The sequence below is a fragment of the Paenibacillus sp. FSL H8-0168 genome (genome assembly GCF_038592955.1).
GTDB lineage: Bacteria > Bacillota > Bacilli > Paenibacillales > Paenibacillaceae > Paenibacillus > Paenibacillus polymyxa_B.
Map to the genome: position 1 here is coordinate 2,187,494 of NZ_CP151948.1, position 17,034 is coordinate 2,204,527.

At 48.4% G+C, this 17,034-nt stretch carries 16 protein-coding genes; 15 read left to right on the forward strand and 1 reads right to left on the reverse strand.

Annotated elements, in window-relative coordinates; all coding sequences use genetic code 11:
* Positions 1-108 precede the first annotated feature (108 nt).
* Positions 109-1,140, forward strand: coding sequence for a S16 family serine protease (locus MHI21_RS10300; RefSeq protein WP_341161724.1), 1,032 nt, complete (start codon positions 109-111; stop codon positions 1,138-1,140).
* On the opposite strand, the gene MHI21_RS10305 is transcribed toward MHI21_RS10300, so the two are convergent.
* Positions 1,130-2,365: a nucleotidyltransferase gene (locus MHI21_RS10305; RefSeq protein WP_342419960.1), complete on the reverse strand. Its 1,236-nt coding sequence runs from the start codon at positions 2,363-2,365 to the stop codon at positions 1,130-1,132. The two genes, MHI21_RS10300 and MHI21_RS10305, sit on opposite strands and share 11 nt — an antisense overlap.
* A gap of 355 nt (positions 2,366-2,720) precedes the next feature.
* On the opposite strand from MHI21_RS10305, the gene MHI21_RS10310 reads away from it, so the two are divergent.
* The 14 genes from MHI21_RS10310 (at position 2,721) to MHI21_RS10375 (ending at position 17,026) form a co-directional block, all read left to right on the forward strand.
* Positions 2,721-3,239: a DUF177 domain-containing protein gene (locus tag MHI21_RS10310; RefSeq protein WP_069291707.1), complete on the forward strand. Its 519-nt coding sequence runs from the start codon at positions 2,721-2,723 to the stop codon at positions 3,237-3,239.
* A gap of 187 nt (positions 3,240-3,426) precedes the next feature.
* Positions 3,427-3,600 (forward strand): 50S ribosomal protein L32, encoded by a 174-nt coding sequence (rpmF, locus tag MHI21_RS10315; RefSeq protein ID WP_007429979.1) that lies wholly within the window; start codon positions 3,427-3,429, stop codon positions 3,598-3,600.
* 281 nt (positions 3,601-3,881) lie between these two features.
* Positions 3,882-4,478: a transcription factor FapR gene (gene fapR / locus MHI21_RS10320; protein WP_007429980.1), complete on the forward strand. Its 597-nt coding sequence runs from the start codon at positions 3,882-3,884 to the stop codon at positions 4,476-4,478.
* Positions 4,462-5,454, forward strand: coding sequence for a phosphate acyltransferase PlsX (plsX, locus tag MHI21_RS10325; RefSeq protein ID WP_061832012.1), 993 nt, complete (start codon positions 4,462-4,464; stop codon positions 5,452-5,454). The genes fapR and plsX overlap by 17 nt, the downstream gene beginning before the upstream one ends.
* 8 nt (positions 5,455-5,462) lie before the next feature.
* Positions 5,463-6,452: a beta-ketoacyl-ACP synthase III gene (locus tag MHI21_RS10330; RefSeq protein WP_069291709.1), complete on the forward strand. Its 990-nt coding sequence runs from the start codon at positions 5,463-5,465 to the stop codon at positions 6,450-6,452.
* Between the two features lie 81 nt (positions 6,453-6,533).
* The gene (gene fabD / locus MHI21_RS10335; RefSeq protein WP_342419961.1) at positions 6,534-7,478 is read left to right on the forward strand and encodes an ACP S-malonyltransferase; all 945 of its coding nucleotides are present in this window, start codon (positions 6,534-6,536) and stop codon (positions 7,476-7,478) included.
* Between the two features lie 50 nt (positions 7,479-7,528).
* On the forward strand, positions 7,529-8,278 hold the full coding sequence (gene fabG, locus MHI21_RS10340) for a 3-oxoacyl-[acyl-carrier-protein] reductase (protein WP_025721716.1): 750 nt from the start codon (positions 7,529-7,531) through the stop codon (positions 8,276-8,278).
* 108 nt (positions 8,279-8,386) lie between these two features.
* On the forward strand, positions 8,387-8,620 hold the full coding sequence (locus tag MHI21_RS10345; RefSeq protein ID WP_007429985.1) for an acyl carrier protein: 234 nt from the start codon (positions 8,387-8,389) through the stop codon (positions 8,618-8,620).
* A 228-nt stretch (positions 8,621-8,848) separates the two neighbouring features.
* Positions 8,849-10,087, forward strand: a complete 1,239-nt coding sequence (gene fabF, locus MHI21_RS10350; protein WP_061832008.1) for a beta-ketoacyl-ACP synthase II — start codon at positions 8,849-8,851, stop codon at positions 10,085-10,087.
* A 12-nt stretch (positions 10,088-10,099) separates the two neighbouring features.
* Entirely contained in the window at positions 10,100-10,798 is a 699-nt protein-coding gene (rnc, locus tag MHI21_RS10355; protein ID WP_342419962.1) for a ribonuclease III, read from the forward strand.
* Positions 10,799-11,054: 256 nt separating this feature from the next.
* Entirely contained in the window at positions 11,055-14,624 is a 3,570-nt protein-coding gene (gene smc / locus MHI21_RS10360) for a chromosome segregation protein SMC (protein ID WP_342419963.1), read from the forward strand.
* Positions 14,625-14,662: 38 nt separating this feature from the next.
* Positions 14,663-15,679: a signal recognition particle-docking protein FtsY gene (ftsY, locus tag MHI21_RS10365; RefSeq protein ID WP_061832006.1), complete on the forward strand. Its 1,017-nt coding sequence runs from the start codon at positions 14,663-14,665 to the stop codon at positions 15,677-15,679.
* 161 nt (positions 15,680-15,840) lie between these two features.
* Positions 15,841-16,491, forward strand: coding sequence for a hemolysin III family protein (locus MHI21_RS10370; protein WP_342419964.1), 651 nt, complete (start codon positions 15,841-15,843; stop codon positions 16,489-16,491).
* A gap of 166 nt (positions 16,492-16,657) precedes the next feature.
* A complete protein-coding gene (locus MHI21_RS10375) occupies positions 16,658-17,026 on the forward strand; it encodes a putative DNA-binding protein (protein ID WP_069291713.1) in 369 nt (122 codons plus the stop codon).
* Positions 17,027-17,034 lie beyond the last annotated feature (8 nt).

Below are 17,034 nucleotides of genomic sequence, written 5' to 3' on the forward strand. Positions count from 1 at the left end.
GTATACGTTGTCGTAAACAATGTATGCTTTTTCGGAAGGCTTGAGAACAGGTGGCGCAGAGGCACTTGGATAAGATAGGAGAAGTTAGGCTGCAAGGGGGGAGAAGCAATGAAACGAATAAACCGGAAAAGAGTTTTTTTTACAACCGGTTATGTCTTAATGCTGGCTGCAATGGTCTATGTGCTGGTCTATATGCCAACCCCTTATCTGATCTATGGACCAGGTGGGGCTAACGAGATCAAACCGATGGTTAAAGTCCGGGAGGGTGACAGCATCGAACGGGGGAGCTTTATGATGACGACGGTATCGGCGCGTTATGCCAATGTTATTATGTTGGGCCTGTCCAAGCTGGACCGCAATTCGGAGATTCAGCGCAAAGAGGATCGTCTGCATGGAAGAAGTGAAGACGAATATGCGGCAGAGCAGGTATGGTATATGGGGGATTCCCAATCTTCCGCGATGGAGGCTGCCTACACCCGTGCCCATGTTCCCTATCGCATTGTGCCAGATTACGTGTATGTATTTAAGGTCCCGGGCTCGAACAGCGTGTTTGAGCCTGGAGATGAAATATTGGAGCTGAACGGCGTGCGAGTGACCGATAATCGTTCCATTCGGAAGGCTTTGGAGGACGAAAAATCGGGAAAAATGGCTAAAGTGAAGCTAAAGCGCGATGGAAAGTTGCTGACCGTTCAAGCTCCCTTAACGACCATCACGGACAGTGAAACGGGTAAGCAACGTTCTGGATTTGGCGTCAGTATTGCCACGGTACAGAAGGTAGAGCCGAAGGATGAACGTAAAACGATTCATTTTACATCTACGGATGTTGGCGGTCCTTCGGCAGGTTTGATGTTTACCATGGAAATCTATAACCAACTGACACCAGGTGATCTGAGTAAGGGATATCGTGTAGCCGGTACGGGTACTATTGATAAGGACGGTCAGGTTGGAGCGATTGGTGGTGCAAAGTATAAAATAGTTGCTGCTGACCGTCAGAGTGCGGATTTGTTTTTCGTCCCTGCGGATAATTATAAAGAGGCGAAGGCCAAAGCTGAGCAAATGGGAACCCGGATGAAGCTTGTTCCGGTTCGCAAGCTTGGCGATGCGCTGAATTATATGGAAAAGCTGCCCATCAAACCATAATGGGCGGTCGCAAGTAATCAGCATACATGTCGCGGATGGCGGGACGTGGCATCCCGGCTGCGTGTATGGCGGCTGCGGCTGTATCCCAGTCCAGCTGAGGATGTGATCCGGCAGACAGCTTGACCCATACCGGAAGGGTGGCTGTCTGCTTCATACGTGCCAGCAGCTCGCGTCCAGCCCTGTTAAAGCCGAGCACGCGGATATAGCCCGGACCTTTCGCCAGCTCAGCAGGAGTCATATCGGTTTTGGCATGATTCAGCAAAATATGTGTACACATCCGCTGAAGCTTCGTACGAGTATAGCGCCTTGTCTTGATCGCGGCGAGCAGGGCCTCCACAGAAGGCTGGGGGAGCGTGTACAGCGATTGCCGCAGACGATGCTCCAGCCCTTCGGTGACCTCGTGCAGCTCCGCCAGCTGCTGCGGGCTACGTGTGATCAGGGCGTTCAGCAACGGCTGGCTGAACGCTTCCCAGTGCAGCGGCGCGCGTTCAGCTTGCCACTCGCGCCGCAAAATCTCCAGTGTCGCCGCAGGTATGTAGAGCGACGCGGCTTCCGGCCCGCCGTCCAGCAGCAGACGGCGGATGGCCGTGGCGCTGGCGATGACTCCGTCCGCAGGGGCCACGGCTTCGTGGTAGCCCGATCCTGTGCGGGCTACCGTGAAGGGCTTGATTGTGCTGCCCAGCCGTTCCAGCGCAATCAAATAATGCAGCCCCAACGTATTGTTGGGCTGCTGCATTAGGGCGGCGAGTGCAGCGCCGTCCGCTCCTTCGGCCGCGAGCGCGGCTGCGGCTCCCGCGTAGGCAGCGGGATAGCTCGTGCCACTGCTTAGGCGCTGCGCGATGCCGGCCTTGAGCTCGGCCGGCTCTGCCGCCAGCACGCGAGCCAGCGCGCGCAGCGGGGCGATGTCTCCGCTCTCGCTGCCGAAGCAGAGCGCGTCGACGATGCCCGTCGCATGGAGCAGGGCGACCGCTCCGCGGGCAAACCATTCTGCGGGCTGGACGGCATAGGCCACAGGCAGCTCCAGAACTAGGTCCACACCCATGGCGAGTGCCATTTCGGTGCGGGACCATTTGTCTGTAATCGCGGGTTCACCCCGCTGAAGGAAAGGACCACTCATCACAGCCACTGTGCGTTGTGCGCCAGTGATGCGAAGAGATTCCTCCCAGTGATGGATATGTCCATTATGCAGGGGATTGTACTCTACAACCATACCGAGTGTTTTCAAGACCGTAGTCGGCTCCTTTCTTAAAGTAGCTTATTGGGTAACCCTTTTGATAATAATGGTTAAGTACCCGTGAATGATTGTTTTCAGGGCAGCTATACTGATTTTTCATCGTCGGCATGAACAAGACCATTGAGACCTGGACGAAAAAGCTTTATACTCGCATTATTGTACACGAAGAGTGGCGGGGGTACGAATACTCATCAGTACATGTTTAGCACAATGCATTTTTACTTCTGCATAAAACTTGTCGAACCATTGGAAAACCGGTGGATTTGTGAGTGGTGTAAAGTGAAAGGTGTTGACAAACGACTCGATCAGTCGGTATAATAATTTTTGTTTGTTTGGAGTGATAGTGATGCAACTATTTTTTCGCAAAGTAGCAACAAGTGACGGTCCTTTTCCTATCCGTGAATCTCTTAATGTGAGTGAATTGGTGGATGATCGTGCTGATGTTACGGCCGTTTCCCCGCTGGAGACCGACTTGGTCGCCGTTAGTCTGGGTCAAGGCTTGATGAGCGTGGAAGGCACGTTGACCGCAGGTCTGGACATGCTGTGCTCACGCTGTTTAAGCCCGATGCACGAGGATTTAAAGATTGAATTCCGTGAACGGTTCAAGCAAACCTCTTCGAGTGTTGAAGAGGAGGATGAAGATGGCGATTTTATCGCAGTGACGGAGGACTCCTTCGACATTGCACCGTATTGTGAAGAACTGTTTGTACTGCATGTGCCGTTTGCGCCTTTGTGCAGTGAGGATTGTCAGGGAATCGCACCAAAGACCGGACAAAACTGGAGTATTGGCTCCGATGACAGTAGCGATGGCAATACGGAAAAGATTGATCCGCGTCTGGCAGGGCTTAAGGATTTTTTTAAATGAGAATTGAGTTCAATTCTGAAAAATCATCATCCGCTTGTGCCGGAGAGTTACTGAACCGATGCGTGGATGTTGCAGGCTTGATTCACCGGCTGTAAGATAATAGCTTCTAGCATTTTCTTTCAGTCTTGAATGAGATAAGAAGTCATACCCGTTATGCGGGGTTGATCTGGTTAAGGAGGTGGGAAGAATGGCAGTACCTCAACGGAGAACATCCAAAACTCGTCGCGACAAACGTCGTACTCACTTTAAACTGGCAGTACCAGGTATGGTGAAATGCTCCGAATGCGGCGAATTGAAACTTGCTCACCATGTGTGCAAAGTTTGCGGAACGTACAAAGCTAGAGAGATCATCTCTCAATAATGTCCGATAAGCGGATTCTTTGGAATCTTCGCAGAAAGAGTAGCGCTTCACTTCAGTGAGGCGCTACTTTTTTTGTCTGCATGCTTCCTTTTTACGTCAGCATGCTATATACTGTTTTAGTACCAGGTTCTAAGAAAGAAGGGCCGAAGGGGTTCCTTTATACATACAAGAAGACAAATCGGCTTGAAGTCTCGCCGTTAGAAAGTGAAGTAAAGTAACCCAAACTGTCGTCTGAACGACAGTTTATTGTAGAGAAAGGAGGCGTCATTGATATCGAACGTTTGCCGAAGAGACAGAGACAGCAGCGGCTGACTCAATTAATTGATGATAATCCGTTCGTAACGGATCAGGAATTGACAAGACAGCTGAAGGTAAGTATTCAGACTATTCGGCTGGACCGGATGGAGCTGGGAATCCCGGAATTGCGGGAACGGCTAAAGCTGATGGCTGAGCGCTCCTACGACCAGGTTCGTTCCTTGCCTTTGCATGAAGTGATCGGGGATATCGTTGATCTACAGTTGGATCGAAGCGGTATTTCGATTTTTGAGATTAAAGAGGAACATATTTTTTCGCGTACTGGCATTGCGCGGGGGCATTATGTATTTGCCCAGGCCAATTCATTGGCCGTTGCCGTGATTAATGATGAGATAGCATTGACCGCGTCAGCGGATATACGCTTTGTCCGCCCGGTTCATTTAGGTGAGAAGTGCATTGCCAAGGCATATGTGCGCTCCAATCCAGAACAAAAAGGGAAGGCTAAAGTGGAAGTCTTTGCCTACGTAGGAGAAGAAATGGTGTTCCAAGGCAACTTTGTCATTTATCGCTCCACGGAGGAAGAGTATAGCGAAGGAGGAAGTCAGCATGCGGATCGCCATTGATGCCATGGGGGGAGATAATGCTCCTGAGGCGACAGTAGAGGGCGCGCTATCTGCGGCGGCGGAATGGAAGGATACGGACATTACGCTGGTTGGTGACCGGGAACGAATTGAATCGGTTCTGAACGGTAGGGCGTTGCCGACGAACCTCAGCATTCGCCATGCATCCGAAACGATAGATGCGCAGGACGAGCCTGTAAAGGCAGTGCGCCGTAAAAAGGATGCTTCGATGGTCGTGGCTGGTCGAATGGTCAGAGAAGGCGAAGCGGATGCCATGATATCTGCAGGTAATACAGGCGCGCTAATGACCACAGGGTTGCTGGTGGTTGGAAGAATGGAAGGCATTGAACGTCCGGCTCTCGCGCCGATGATACCAACGATTGATGATCAGGGTATTCTGGCGCTGGACTTGGGAGCCAATATGGATGCCAAGCCTGAGCATCTTGCCCAGTATGCACTGATGGGGAGTTTGTATCGTCAGAAAGTTCACGGTGTGACTTCTCCAAGGGTGGGTCTGCTGAATGTGGGGACTGAAGCTGGGAAGGGCAATGAACTGACGAAGTTGGCATTTCCACTTATTGAGCAATTACCTGTCAATTTTGTGGGTAATGTTGAATCGAGAGATGTGTTAACCGGGAATTGTGATGTACTGGTGTGTGATGGATTTGCTGGAAATATCATGCTAAAATCACTGGAGGGTACAGCCGGAGCCATATTTTCTCTCTTAAAAGAGCAATTCACCAAATCCTTGAAGACCAAGCTTGCGGCAGCCTTGATTATGCCTGAGCTTCGCAGTCTGAAAGGTAAATTGGATTATAAAGAGCATGGCGGGGCTCCTTTGCTGGGTTTGAGTGGACTCGTCCTGAAAAGTCACGGTTCGTCTGACGGCGTTGCCGTCAAAAACGCGGTAAGGCAGGCTCGTACGGCCTTGCAAAACCGGTTGGTGGAAAGTATATCCAAGGAAATCAGCAGGAAGTGAGTGACGATATGAATAAATTACGGCCGGTTGGTGTTATCGGAACAGGGAAATACGTACCTGAGAAAATTCTGACCAATAAAGATTTGGAAGCAATCGTAGAAACGAGTGATGAATGGATTGTCAGCCGTACAGGGATTCAGGAGCGCCATATTGCGGCTCCAGAACAGGCTACATCTGATTTAGCTTATGAAGCAGCAATTAAGGCGTTGGAGTCCGCGGGTATGACGGCACAGGATCTGGATTTAATTATTGTAGCTACGGTTACACCGGATATGGCGTTTCCGTCAACTGCCTGCATTCTTCAGGACAAATTGGGAGCCAAAGGCGCAGCAGCTTTCGATTTGTCTGCGGCATGCTCGGGTTTTGTATACGGACTAGCTACGGCAACAAGCTTCATTAAGACAGGTATTTATAATAATGCATTAATCATTGGGGCAGACTGTCTTTCTCGGATTACAGATTATACCGACCGCAATACCTGTGTTCTATTCGGAGATGGTGCAGGAGCTGTAGTGATTGGCGAAGTGCCTGAAGGTAGAGGATTCCAATCCTTTGATCTCGGGGCTGAAGGTGCCGGAGGCAGCTTACTCAAGTTGGAAGCAGGAGGCTCGCGTTTGCCTGCGAGTGCAGACACACTGGAAAATAAACAGCACTATATTTACATGAACGGACGCGAAGTGTTCAAGTTCGCGGTTCGTGTTATGGGAACGGCAACGGTTGATGTGTTGGAAAAAGCAGGGCTGTCCAAAGATGATATTGATCTGTTCGTTCCACATCAAGCCAATATTCGCATCATCCAATCGGCGATGCAACGTCTGGATTTACCAGAGGAAAAGGTAGTTGTTAATGTTCATAAATATGCGAATACATCTGCAGCATCAATCCCTCTCGCTCTTGTGGAAGCAGCTGAGGAAGGCCGCATGAAGGAAGGCGACCGTGTATTAATGGTGGGCTTTGGCGGTGGCTTGACCTGGGGAGCGTCGGTTCTTGTCTGGTAATGAGTTGGAAGTTTTGATATAATATTGAATTTGTGTAGTGTTTTACAGGACAAGCATTGGATACAGAGAGGTGCATACACGATGGGCAAAACGGCATTTATATTTCCCGGTCAGGGTTCACAAGCTGTAGGTATGGCTAAAGATGCTTATGAAGCAGTTCCAGCTGCAACAGAAGTATTTCGCCAAGCGGACGAACGGTTAGGGTTCGCACTAAGCACGCTGATTTTTGAAGGGCCGGACACAGCTTTGAAGCAAACATCCAATACGCAGCCTGCACTGTTAACGGCGAGCATTGCGTTGTATGAAGCGTTCAAGGAAAAAATGGGCATTCATCCCGATTATGTGGCTGGACACAGTCTAGGAGAATACAGCGCGCTAGTCGCTTCCGGTGTCCTCGCATTTGAGGATGCGGTTGAGATCGTTCGTACACGTGGCGAGTTCATGGAGCAGGCCATTCCTGATGGGCAAGGCGGGATGGCTGCTGTGTTGGGAGCTGATCGTGAAGCATTGGCAGCATTGTGCCGTGATATTACGGAGTCTGGTCAACTGGTCGAACTAGCCAACATCAATTGTCCCGGACAAATTGTTGTATCTGGTACGAAGGAGGGCGTAGCTGCTGCCGCTGAACGTGTGAAGGAAGCAGGAGGCAAGCGCGCTATTACTCTGGAGGTTAGCGGTCCTTTCCACTCGTCATTGATGAAGGAAGCAGCGACCAAGCTCTCCGGCAAGTTGGGGGCTGTAACTTTCTCCAAAGCTCAGATTCCGGTTGTTGCCAATGTAACAGCTAAACCTGTACGTGAGGGGAGCGAAATCCGCCAACTGTTGGTGGATCAGGTCTATTCTCCGGTACTGTGGGAAGACAGTGTAACATGGCTACTAGAACAAGGTGTTGACACCTTTGTTGAGTTTGGACCGGGAAGTGTTTTGACTGGACTGGTTAAAAAAATCGACAAAACGGTTAAGCTGTATAATATAAGCAGCCTGGAGTCGTTTGCTTCTGTAACGGAAGCCTTGGAGGCCCGTTAAAAGTATAATCATTGCCTTAACGGGTTATATACTTGCAAGGGGGGACTATGATGTCTAAGCCATTGAGTGGAAAAACGGCGCTCGTTACGGGAGCGTCGCGCGGAATTGGCCGTAGTATCGCGCTGGCTCTGGCTGAAGCAGGCGCTAATGTGGCAGTAAACTATGCTGGTAGTGAAGCGGCTGCGACTGAGGTAGCAGAGCAGATTCGTGCCAAAGGTGTAGAGGCTATTACAGTTCAGGCTAATGTCGGTCGCGCTGACGAAGCAGATCAGTTGATCAAGGATGTGATTGGCGCTTGGGGCAAGATTGACATCCTGGTGAATAATGCCGGCATAACAAGAGATAATTTAATCATGCGCATGAAGGAAGAGGAATTCGATCAGGTGATCGAAACGAATCTGAAGGGTGTGTTTAATTGTCTTAAGGCGGCAACACGTCCAATGATGAAGCAGCGTTCTGGCCGAATTATCAATATCTCCTCCGTGGTCGGTGTACTTGGCAACGCTGGACAAGCCAACTACGTTGCTGCTAAAGCAGGGGTAATTGGTCTTACCAAATCCTCTGCTCGAGAGCTTGCGTCGAGAGGTATTACAGTGAACTGTGTGGCTCCTGGATTCATCGATACTGAGATGACGCAGGTACTGGCTGATGATTTGCGTGACAATATGCTTAGCGGTATACCGCTGGCCCGTCTTGGACGGCCTGAGGAAATTGCTGACGTGGTGCTGTTCTTGGCCTCGGATGCTTCCTCATATATGACGGGCCAGACTTTGCATGTGGATGGCGGCATGTATATGTAGTAGCATGTTGCCAATCCGCATGCCCCGATGAAGAGTTGTCAATGAAAACTCTCTTCTATGGCATTTTAATTGTAATTTTCGTATAATACCTAAGAGGAGGTGAGCCGGATGTCCGATGTATTGGAGCGCGTAAAACGCATTGTCGTTGACCGTTTGGGAGCCGACGAAGCCGAAGTTACACTTGAAGCATCTTTTAAAGATGATTTAGGCGCTGATTCTCTCGATGTAGTTGAATTGGTAATGGAATTGGAAGATGAGTTTGATATGGAAATCTCTGATGAAGATGCAGAGAAAATTACAACTGTAGGTGAAGTTGTGAAGTACATACAATCTCATACCTAATTCATGTCATCAAAAGTCCCGTTCTGTTACAGGCGGGACTTTCTCCTAATTATACAGATTGAACTAAAGACGGAATTGCCGTGTGTTTTTGAGTTTGGCTCAGCTTCACTTAGTCAAAGGCTGAGAAGTATGCGGCATTACTAACTTTAGTTGATTCTATATTATTTTTACGCACAAGAGTGTGCGGTCTTAAAATACAATATGCAGTAAACATAGAGGTGATTATCTTTGAAACAACGTGTTGTCATAACAGGAATGGGTGTAATCACTTCGCTGGGACAGGATTTGAACACACTATGGGATAATCTGATGGCTGGAAAATCCGGCGTCAGTGAAATCGAAGCTTTCGATACAAGTGAGTACACTACGAAAATAGCCGCTTCCATTAAAGATTTTAATCCAGAGGATTATATTGAACGTAAGGATGCGCGTAAAATGGACCGCTTTGTGCAGTTTGCGGTTGCTGCTAGTAAGTTGGCGCTTGAGGACAGCGGACTTGTAATCGGAGAAAATGCGGACGCTGAGCGTGTTGGTGTATCTGTCGGTTCCGGTATTGGCGGATTGGGAACTTGGGAAGATCAGCACAACGCGCTGATTGAAAAAGGACCTAAACGCGTAAGCCCTTTCTTCATCCCGATGATGATTGCTAATATGGGTTCCGGTCAAGTATCGATTTCACTCGGTGCTAAAGGCCCTAATACATCACCAGTTACGGCATGTGCCACGGGCAGTCATGCTATTGGCGATTCCTTCCGCATGATTCAGCGCGGTGACGCAGACGCCATGATTTGCGGAGGAGCTGAGGCCACTATTCGTCCGATTGGTATGGCTGGATTTTGTTCCATGCGAGCGATGTCCACGCGTAATGACGAGCCTCAAAAGGCAAGTCGTCCTTTTGATACCGAAAGAGACGGGTTTGTTATGGGCGAAGGTTCAGGTGTTCTTATTCTGGAATCGTTGGATCATGCTTTGAAGCGTGGTGCGCGTATTTACGGTGAAGTGATTGGCTACGGACTTTCTGGTGATGCCCATCATATGACGGAGCCTGATCCAGAGGGAGCGGCGCGCTGCATTAGAATGGCGATCCGTGATGCTGGATTGAATCCTGAAGAGATTGATTATATCAATGCACATGGTACATCTACACCAGTCGGTGATAAATCCGAAACGGAAGCAGTTAAGAAAACGCTTGGAGAGCATGCCTATAAGGTAGCGATCAGCTCAACCAAGTCGATGACAGGGCATTTATTGGGTGCAGCGGGCGGCGTTGAAGCCGTGATCTGTGGTCTCGCCCTTCAGCATCAGACGATTCCGCCAACGATTAATTTGGATAATCAAGACCCGGCATGCGATCTTGATTATGTACCTAATAAGCCGAGAAAAGCGGAACTGAATGTGGTTATGTCCAATTCCTTTGGTTTTGGCGGTCACAATGCTACGGTTATTCTAAAAAAATATGAAGCATAAGGGGTCAGTTCGTTGAGTGGAGACTTGAAGCAATTACAGCAGAAACTTCATATTCAATTCAACAATCGGCAGCTTCTGAAGCAGGCCTTTACGCACGCTTCCTACGTAAACGAACATCGGTTCAGTCAGCATGCAGACAATGAGCGTCTTGAATTTTTAGGTGACGCTGTTCTGGAACTGACGGTGTCCGAGCAATTGTACAATCAGTACCCTAACCGACCCGAAGGCGAACTCACCAAGTTGCGTGCAGCTATTGTCTGTGAGCCTTCTCTGGTGAAATTTGCTGTCGGGCTTGAGTTCGGGCAATATGTACTGCTTGGAAAAGGTGAAGAGTTGACAGGTGGACGTACTCGTCCGGCTCTGTTGGCTGATGTATTCGAAGCGTTCGTAGGTGCGCTTTATTTGGATCAGGGTCTGGAGGCCGTCCGTTCGTTTTTGGAATGTTATATTTTTCCTCAAATTGTATTAAATGGTAAGCTTCAGATGAGTGATTTCAAAACAGAGCTTCAGGAACTGACGCAGCATCATAACATGGGGATGCTTGAATACAAGATTGTAGAGGAGCGCGGACCAGCCCATGAGCGCGAGTTTGTAGCTGAGGTATATATGGACAGCGAACGGCTAGGGGCAGGTACGGGACGCTCCAAAAAAGAAGCTGAGCAGCAAGCGGCGGCAGTAGCTTTAAACCGCTTGAAGCTGGCAGAATCGTAATCGGTACCTGAGCAGCCCGGACGGGTTACGCAAGCAGGGGGCACAAAGTAAGAGCAAAGGGCAGTCCGCGGGGAGTCCCGGCCCGTAATGGCGAATGGACTGCGTTTTGCTCTTTTTTCGTGGCTTTGCTGGTGTAATGTGAGTGTCGGTACTGTGCTTTATACAAGCTAGTTTATGCTACAATAGGGATAATTCATATCAATCAGGTATACGGTGTTGTACAAGCATATTTGAAATGTTAGAGGTGAGATTGAGCATGTTTTTAAAGCGCATTGAGCTGGCGGGCTTCAAATCGTTTGCAGATAAAACGGAAATGGAATTTGTCCGCGGCATTACGGCAGTCGTCGGACCCAACGGAAGCGGAAAAAGTAATATTTCCGACGGAATTCGTTGGGTGCTAGGCGAACAGAGTGCCAAATCACTGCGTGGCGGCAAAATGGAGGACATTATTTTTGCGGGTAGTGATGCTCGTAAGGCTGTTAATTACGGTGAAGTATCGCTTACGTTGGATAATGAAGATCAGGCGTTGCCTCTGGATTTTGGTGAGGTCACGGTAACGCGACGTGTACATCGAAGTGGGGATAGTGAATATTTCATTAATCGGCAATCATGCAGACTCCGAGATATTACAGAGCTGTTTATGGATACAGGCATTGGTAAAGAAGCTTATTCAATTATTGGGCAGGGACGCATTGAAGAAATTCTGAGTACCCGATCTGAGGATCGTCGAGGTATTTTTGAGGAAGCTTCGGGTATCGTAAAATATAAATCGCGTAAAAAAGATGCGGTTCGCAAGCTGGATGAAACGGAGCAAAATTTGCTGCGTATTCACGATTTGGTTAGTGAACTGGAGGATCAGATTGGACCGCTTAAGGAGCAGTCTGAAAAGGCGATTCATTTTAAAGAACTGCGCGGTGAATTGAAATCAAAAGAAATTTCAATGTATGTCCATCAAATTGAACAAATTCATACTTCGTGGAGCGATGCGACTTCCAAACTAGCTCTGTTGCAGCAGGAGCAGCTTCAGTTGTCTACGGTGGTGTCCCGACACGATGCGATGCTGGAAAGCGACCGCAACGAATTGCGCCAGCTGGAAGAGCAGGTAGAGCAGTTGCAAAGGGATCTGCTGCAATACAGTGAAGCGACGGAGAAAAGTGAAGGCTACGGCGAATTGCTCAAAGAGCGCACACGCAATCTGGAGGCTAATCGGGAACAATTGATCTTATCACTTAGCACAAGCGAATCACGGCATTCCGAGCGCAGGAGTGAACTGGATCAGCTGAACGAAAAACTGTCTACACTGAATGTAGAGCTTGACGAGCTGCGTGCGCGGCTGTCTGACGAAGAGGCCAAACTGATTGGTGTTACAGGCGGAATCAGCCAGGAGCAGGAAGAAAGCCTAAAGGGTGGTCTGCTGGAGCTGATGAATCAGATGGCGCAGGCGCGTAACGAAATTCGTTATACAGACCAACAGAAGGAAGCATTGGAACGGCGTGTGACTCGCGTAAGTGACGAATCCGGCAAATGGGAAGCCCAGAAAGTACAACTTGAACAGCGCAAAAAGGGATTGGAAGCTGCGGTTCAGAAGCTGGGGCAGGAAATCAGTAGTTTGCGTAGTGGCTATATTCAAGGAAGTGAAAAGTACCAGGCCCTGCAAAAACTACTGGAAGAAAATCAGGGTACGGTTCGTAAATGGGAACAAAAACGTGAGGCTCAAATTTCACGGCGAGATACAATGAAGGAAATGCAGGATGACTTTGACGGCTTCATGCTTGGAGTTAAAGAGGTATTGAAGGCTGCACGAAAAGAAACCTTGCACGGCGTGCATGGAGCGGTAGCGGAACTGATTCGGGTGCCTGAGCATTTAGAGCAGGCGATGGAAACCGCTTTGGGTGCTTCAGTTCAGCATATTGTGATGGAAAATGAATCCGTATCCAGACAGGCGATCAGTTTTCTAAAGCAACGTCAACTGGGCAGAGCGACATTTTTGCCTATGGATGTTATTCGTCCGCGTCAAATCGGTGCAGGAGAACGCCAAATTGCAGAAGGAGCCGAAGGCTTTGTCGGAATCGGTGCAGATCTTGTTCAGTATGATGATCGATATGCCGGAATTGTAGGCAGTCTCTTGGGGAATGTGGTCATTGCCCGTACGTTGGAAGATGCAAACCGTATTGCGGCCCGTTGCCAATATAGATACCGCGTGGTCACTTTGGAAGGCGATGTTGTCAATGCAGGGGGTTCCATGAGTGGGGGAAGCCAGTTCAAGAAAAATGCTAATCTGCTTGGACGCAAACGTCAGCTGGATCAGTTGGACCAGGACATTGTAGATACGGAGCAGCAAATTGCAAGGTTGCGCCAGAGTGCAATAGATACCAAACGCCAGTTGGAGGAGACACAGACCCGTCTGGACGAGTTGCGCCAGGGCGGCGATGTGAAGCGCGGTGAAGAGCAGCAGATGGCAATGGAACTCAAGCAACTGGAGCATGAACTTCGTCATGTTCTGGAGCAGGTCGCTGCGTCTGGTCAGGAGAAAAAGGGCTTTGATCAGGAAATCAAGGAGCTAGAAACTTCCCGTGAAGAAGCGTTGGTAAAGTTGGCTGCGCTGGAGGAAGAAGAAAAGAAAACGCATCAGGCCATTCACGCTGCTGAATTTGCCCGTAAAGCCAACGAATCTGCCAAAGAGCAGCTGCAGGGAGAGCTCACGAATCTCAAGGTAAGAGAAGGAAAGCTGGACCAAGAGCGCTTTTCTTTGGAAGAGCAGTTGCGCAGATTGCGTGGGGATTATGATACTCTTGGTAAAGATTCGAGACAAAACAAAACCTTGCTTGCTTCCATCGAAGCAGATTTGCTGACCAATGAGCAGGAGACCGTGAAACAGATTGAAAATCTCAATCAATACCGTTTGAAAAAGGAAGAAGCCGCACAGCAACTGGAATTCAAACGGGCTGCACGCAGCAGCTTGTCCAAAAAGCTTGAAGTGGCTGAGAACGACACGAAAGAACAGCGAATTCAGCTCAAGTCAGTGGAGGAGTTGCTTCGTCAAACGGAAATTGGAGTAAATCGGCTTGATGTGGAACTGGAAAACGTTCTGAAAAAATTAAGTGATGATTATGAACTCAGCTATGAGTTAGCCAAGCAGCGTTACCCTATACCGGAAGATATAGAAGGTACGCAGAGCGAGGTAGAGAGGCTCAAACGGGGTATTTCCGCGTTGGGTGAGGTGAATCTGGGTGCCATTGAAGAATACCAGCGTGTGCATGAGCGTTATACGTTTCTTGATGAGCAAAAGTCTGATTTGGTGGAGGCCAAGACAACGCTTTATCAAGTTATTCGTGAAATGGATGAAGAAATGTCCAAACGCTTTAAGACAACGTTCGATGCTATTCGGCGCGAATTTGGAACGGTATTCTCCAAGCTGTTCGGAGGCGGACGTGCTGATCTCGTGCTGCTTGACCCGGAACGCTTGCTGGAGACGGGGATCGACATCGTAGCTCAGCCACCGGGCAAAAAACTGCAAAACTTGCAGCTGCTGTCGGGCGGTGAGCGCGCGTTAACAGCGATGGCGTTACTATTTGCCATTTTACACGTTAAACCTGTTCCATTCTGTGTACTCGATGAAGTAGAGGCTGCATTGGACGAAGCAAACGTGGTGCGTTTTGCCCAGTATTTACGGGAATTCTCGGAGCAGACACAGTTCATTGTAGTCACACACCGTAAGGGCACAATGGAAGAATCTGATGTGCTTTACGGGGTTACGATGGAGGAAGGCGGGGTTTCCAAACTCGTATCTGTCAAGCTGGACAACGATGAAGCTGAGATTGCCTGACATTAAACAACATACTTTCAGACCAACGGAGGGAATCCATGAGTTTCTTTAGGAAATTGAAGGAAAGCATTGCAAACAAAACTGAATCTGTCACAAAACAGTTCAAAGATGGTTTGGAAAAAACACGTAAAGGTTTTGTTGAAAAAGTAACGGACTTGATGATTCGCCGTAAAAAGATTGATGAGGAATTTTATGAGGAACTGGAAGAAATTCTGATCGGAGCGGACGTAGGCGTCAACACAGTTATGAACCTCATTGAAGACCTGCGAGAAGAAGTGAAAAAGCGCAAAATTGAGGACGCATCGGAATTACAGCCTGTATTGTCGGAAAAGCTGTCCGAGTTACTGCGGGGGAATGACAATAGTCAGCTCAAAATGAGCGCTGACGGGATTACAGTCATTCTATTCGTGGGAGTCAATGGCGTCGGCAAAACGACAACCATTGGCAAGTTAGCTCACCGTTTTAAACAAGAGGGCAAAAAAGTATTATTGGCTGCTGGAGATACGTTCCGGGCGGGTGCGATTGAACAGTTGGAGGTATGGGGCGAACGGGCAGGTGTAGAGGTTATTAAGCAGCAATCCGGTTCCGATCCGGCTGCGGTTATGTTTGATGCCGTACAGGCTGCCAAGCAGCGTCAAGTGGATGTTTTGTTGTGTGATACCGCAGGACGTCTTCAGAATAAAAGCAATCTGATGGAGGAACTGAACAAAATTTTCCGCGTGATCCAACGCGAAATTCCAGATGCTCCTCATGAAGTGTTGTTGGTACTTGATGCGACGACTGGACAAAATGCACTTAACCAAGCCAAGCTGTTTGGTGAGAAAAGCGGTGTAACCGGGCTGGTACTAACGAAGTTGGATGGTACAGCGAAGGGCGGGATTGTTGTGGCCATCCGTCAGGAGCTGAATTTGCCAGTTAAGCTGGTGGGCTTAGGTGAAAAAGTGAATGATCTTCAACCGTTTGATTCCGAGCAATTCGTTCATGCGTTGTTTGCGGGGTTGATTCAGGAAGAGACCGTCGAAGCAACTGCTGCAGACGAGGAAGAACAGAACTGATACGTTTAAAGTAGGCTTTCATGTACGTTTGGGACTAAGTAGCCATCCTGTTGCTGTTCAAGTTCGCCCAGATGTATAATGAAAGCAAGAGGTCTGTCGATGCTGTATATGTAATGTATGTTGTATGTAAAATATAAATAAGGAAGCCGGGTGAAAAACCGATGGCAAACACCTATACCTACTCCCGACGGGAAGAAGTAGCCAACGCCATTACACATGGAATTGGAGCCGTTTTAAGCGTGGTAGCGCTTGTGTTACTCATTGTTTTTGCTAGCTTGAAAGGAACCACTTGGCATGTCGTCAGCTTTACGATTTACGGGATTACGATGTTGCTGTTGTACACCAATTCAACGTTGCTTCATAGCCTGCGTGAAGGGAAAATGAAGGATTTGTTCGAAATATTCGATCATTCTTGCATTTACCTGTTCATTGCAGGTAGCTACACCCCGTTTATGCTCGTTGCACTGCGAGGTACTCTGGGATGGACACTGTTTGGAGTGATTTGGGGGATTGCACTGTTTGGTGTGTTGTTCAAGGCGTTCTTCACCAAGCGCTTCCTGTTTATGTCTACCGTGTTTTACATTGTGATGGGCTGGCTCATCACAATTGCCTGGAATCCTCTGGTTGCGACTGTTCCCGCCGGAGGGATGACGTTATTGTTCGTAGGTGGTCTTATGTATACGTTGGGCACGATTTTCTATGTGTGGCGGGCATTTCCATATCACCATGCGATCTGGCATCTGTTTGTTTTAGCAGGCAGCATACTTCATTTTCTGGCTGTTCTGCTGTATCTTACTCCAGTAAGGGTTTAAGTAACAGTGGGCAAAAAGCCGATCCGTACTTCCGTTTGAGGGCAGTGGATCGGCTTTTTTTTGTATGACAAGGGATAACGCTTGACATCTTCTTTTCTTTTATGTATCATAAGGAACGTTGAAAAGAACTGTAAAGTGTTTTTCCTTGACGATGGAGGTATACAAGATGAGTCAGGAGAATCGGCTGGAAAAGACAAACCGGATTAACCGACTGTTTGACTTCTATGAACCTCTGCTTACAGAGAAGCAACAGATGTTTTTAAAATATTACTTCCATGATGATTTTTCTTTAGGGGAAATTGCATCGGAATTTCAAATTAGCCGTCAGGCAGTATATGAACATATTAAACGTGCTGAACAGGTATTGGAAATGTACGAGGAAAAGCTTGGTTTGCTAAGCAAGTATGAGCGTAGAATCCAAGATCTCGAAGAATTAAATAAGACGTTGTATGAGGCATTCGGTAAAATCGGTGAGTCCGATGAAGGCATTCTGCAACATGTTCATCAAATTGTAAATCGCCTGCAGGAACTGTAGGACATATA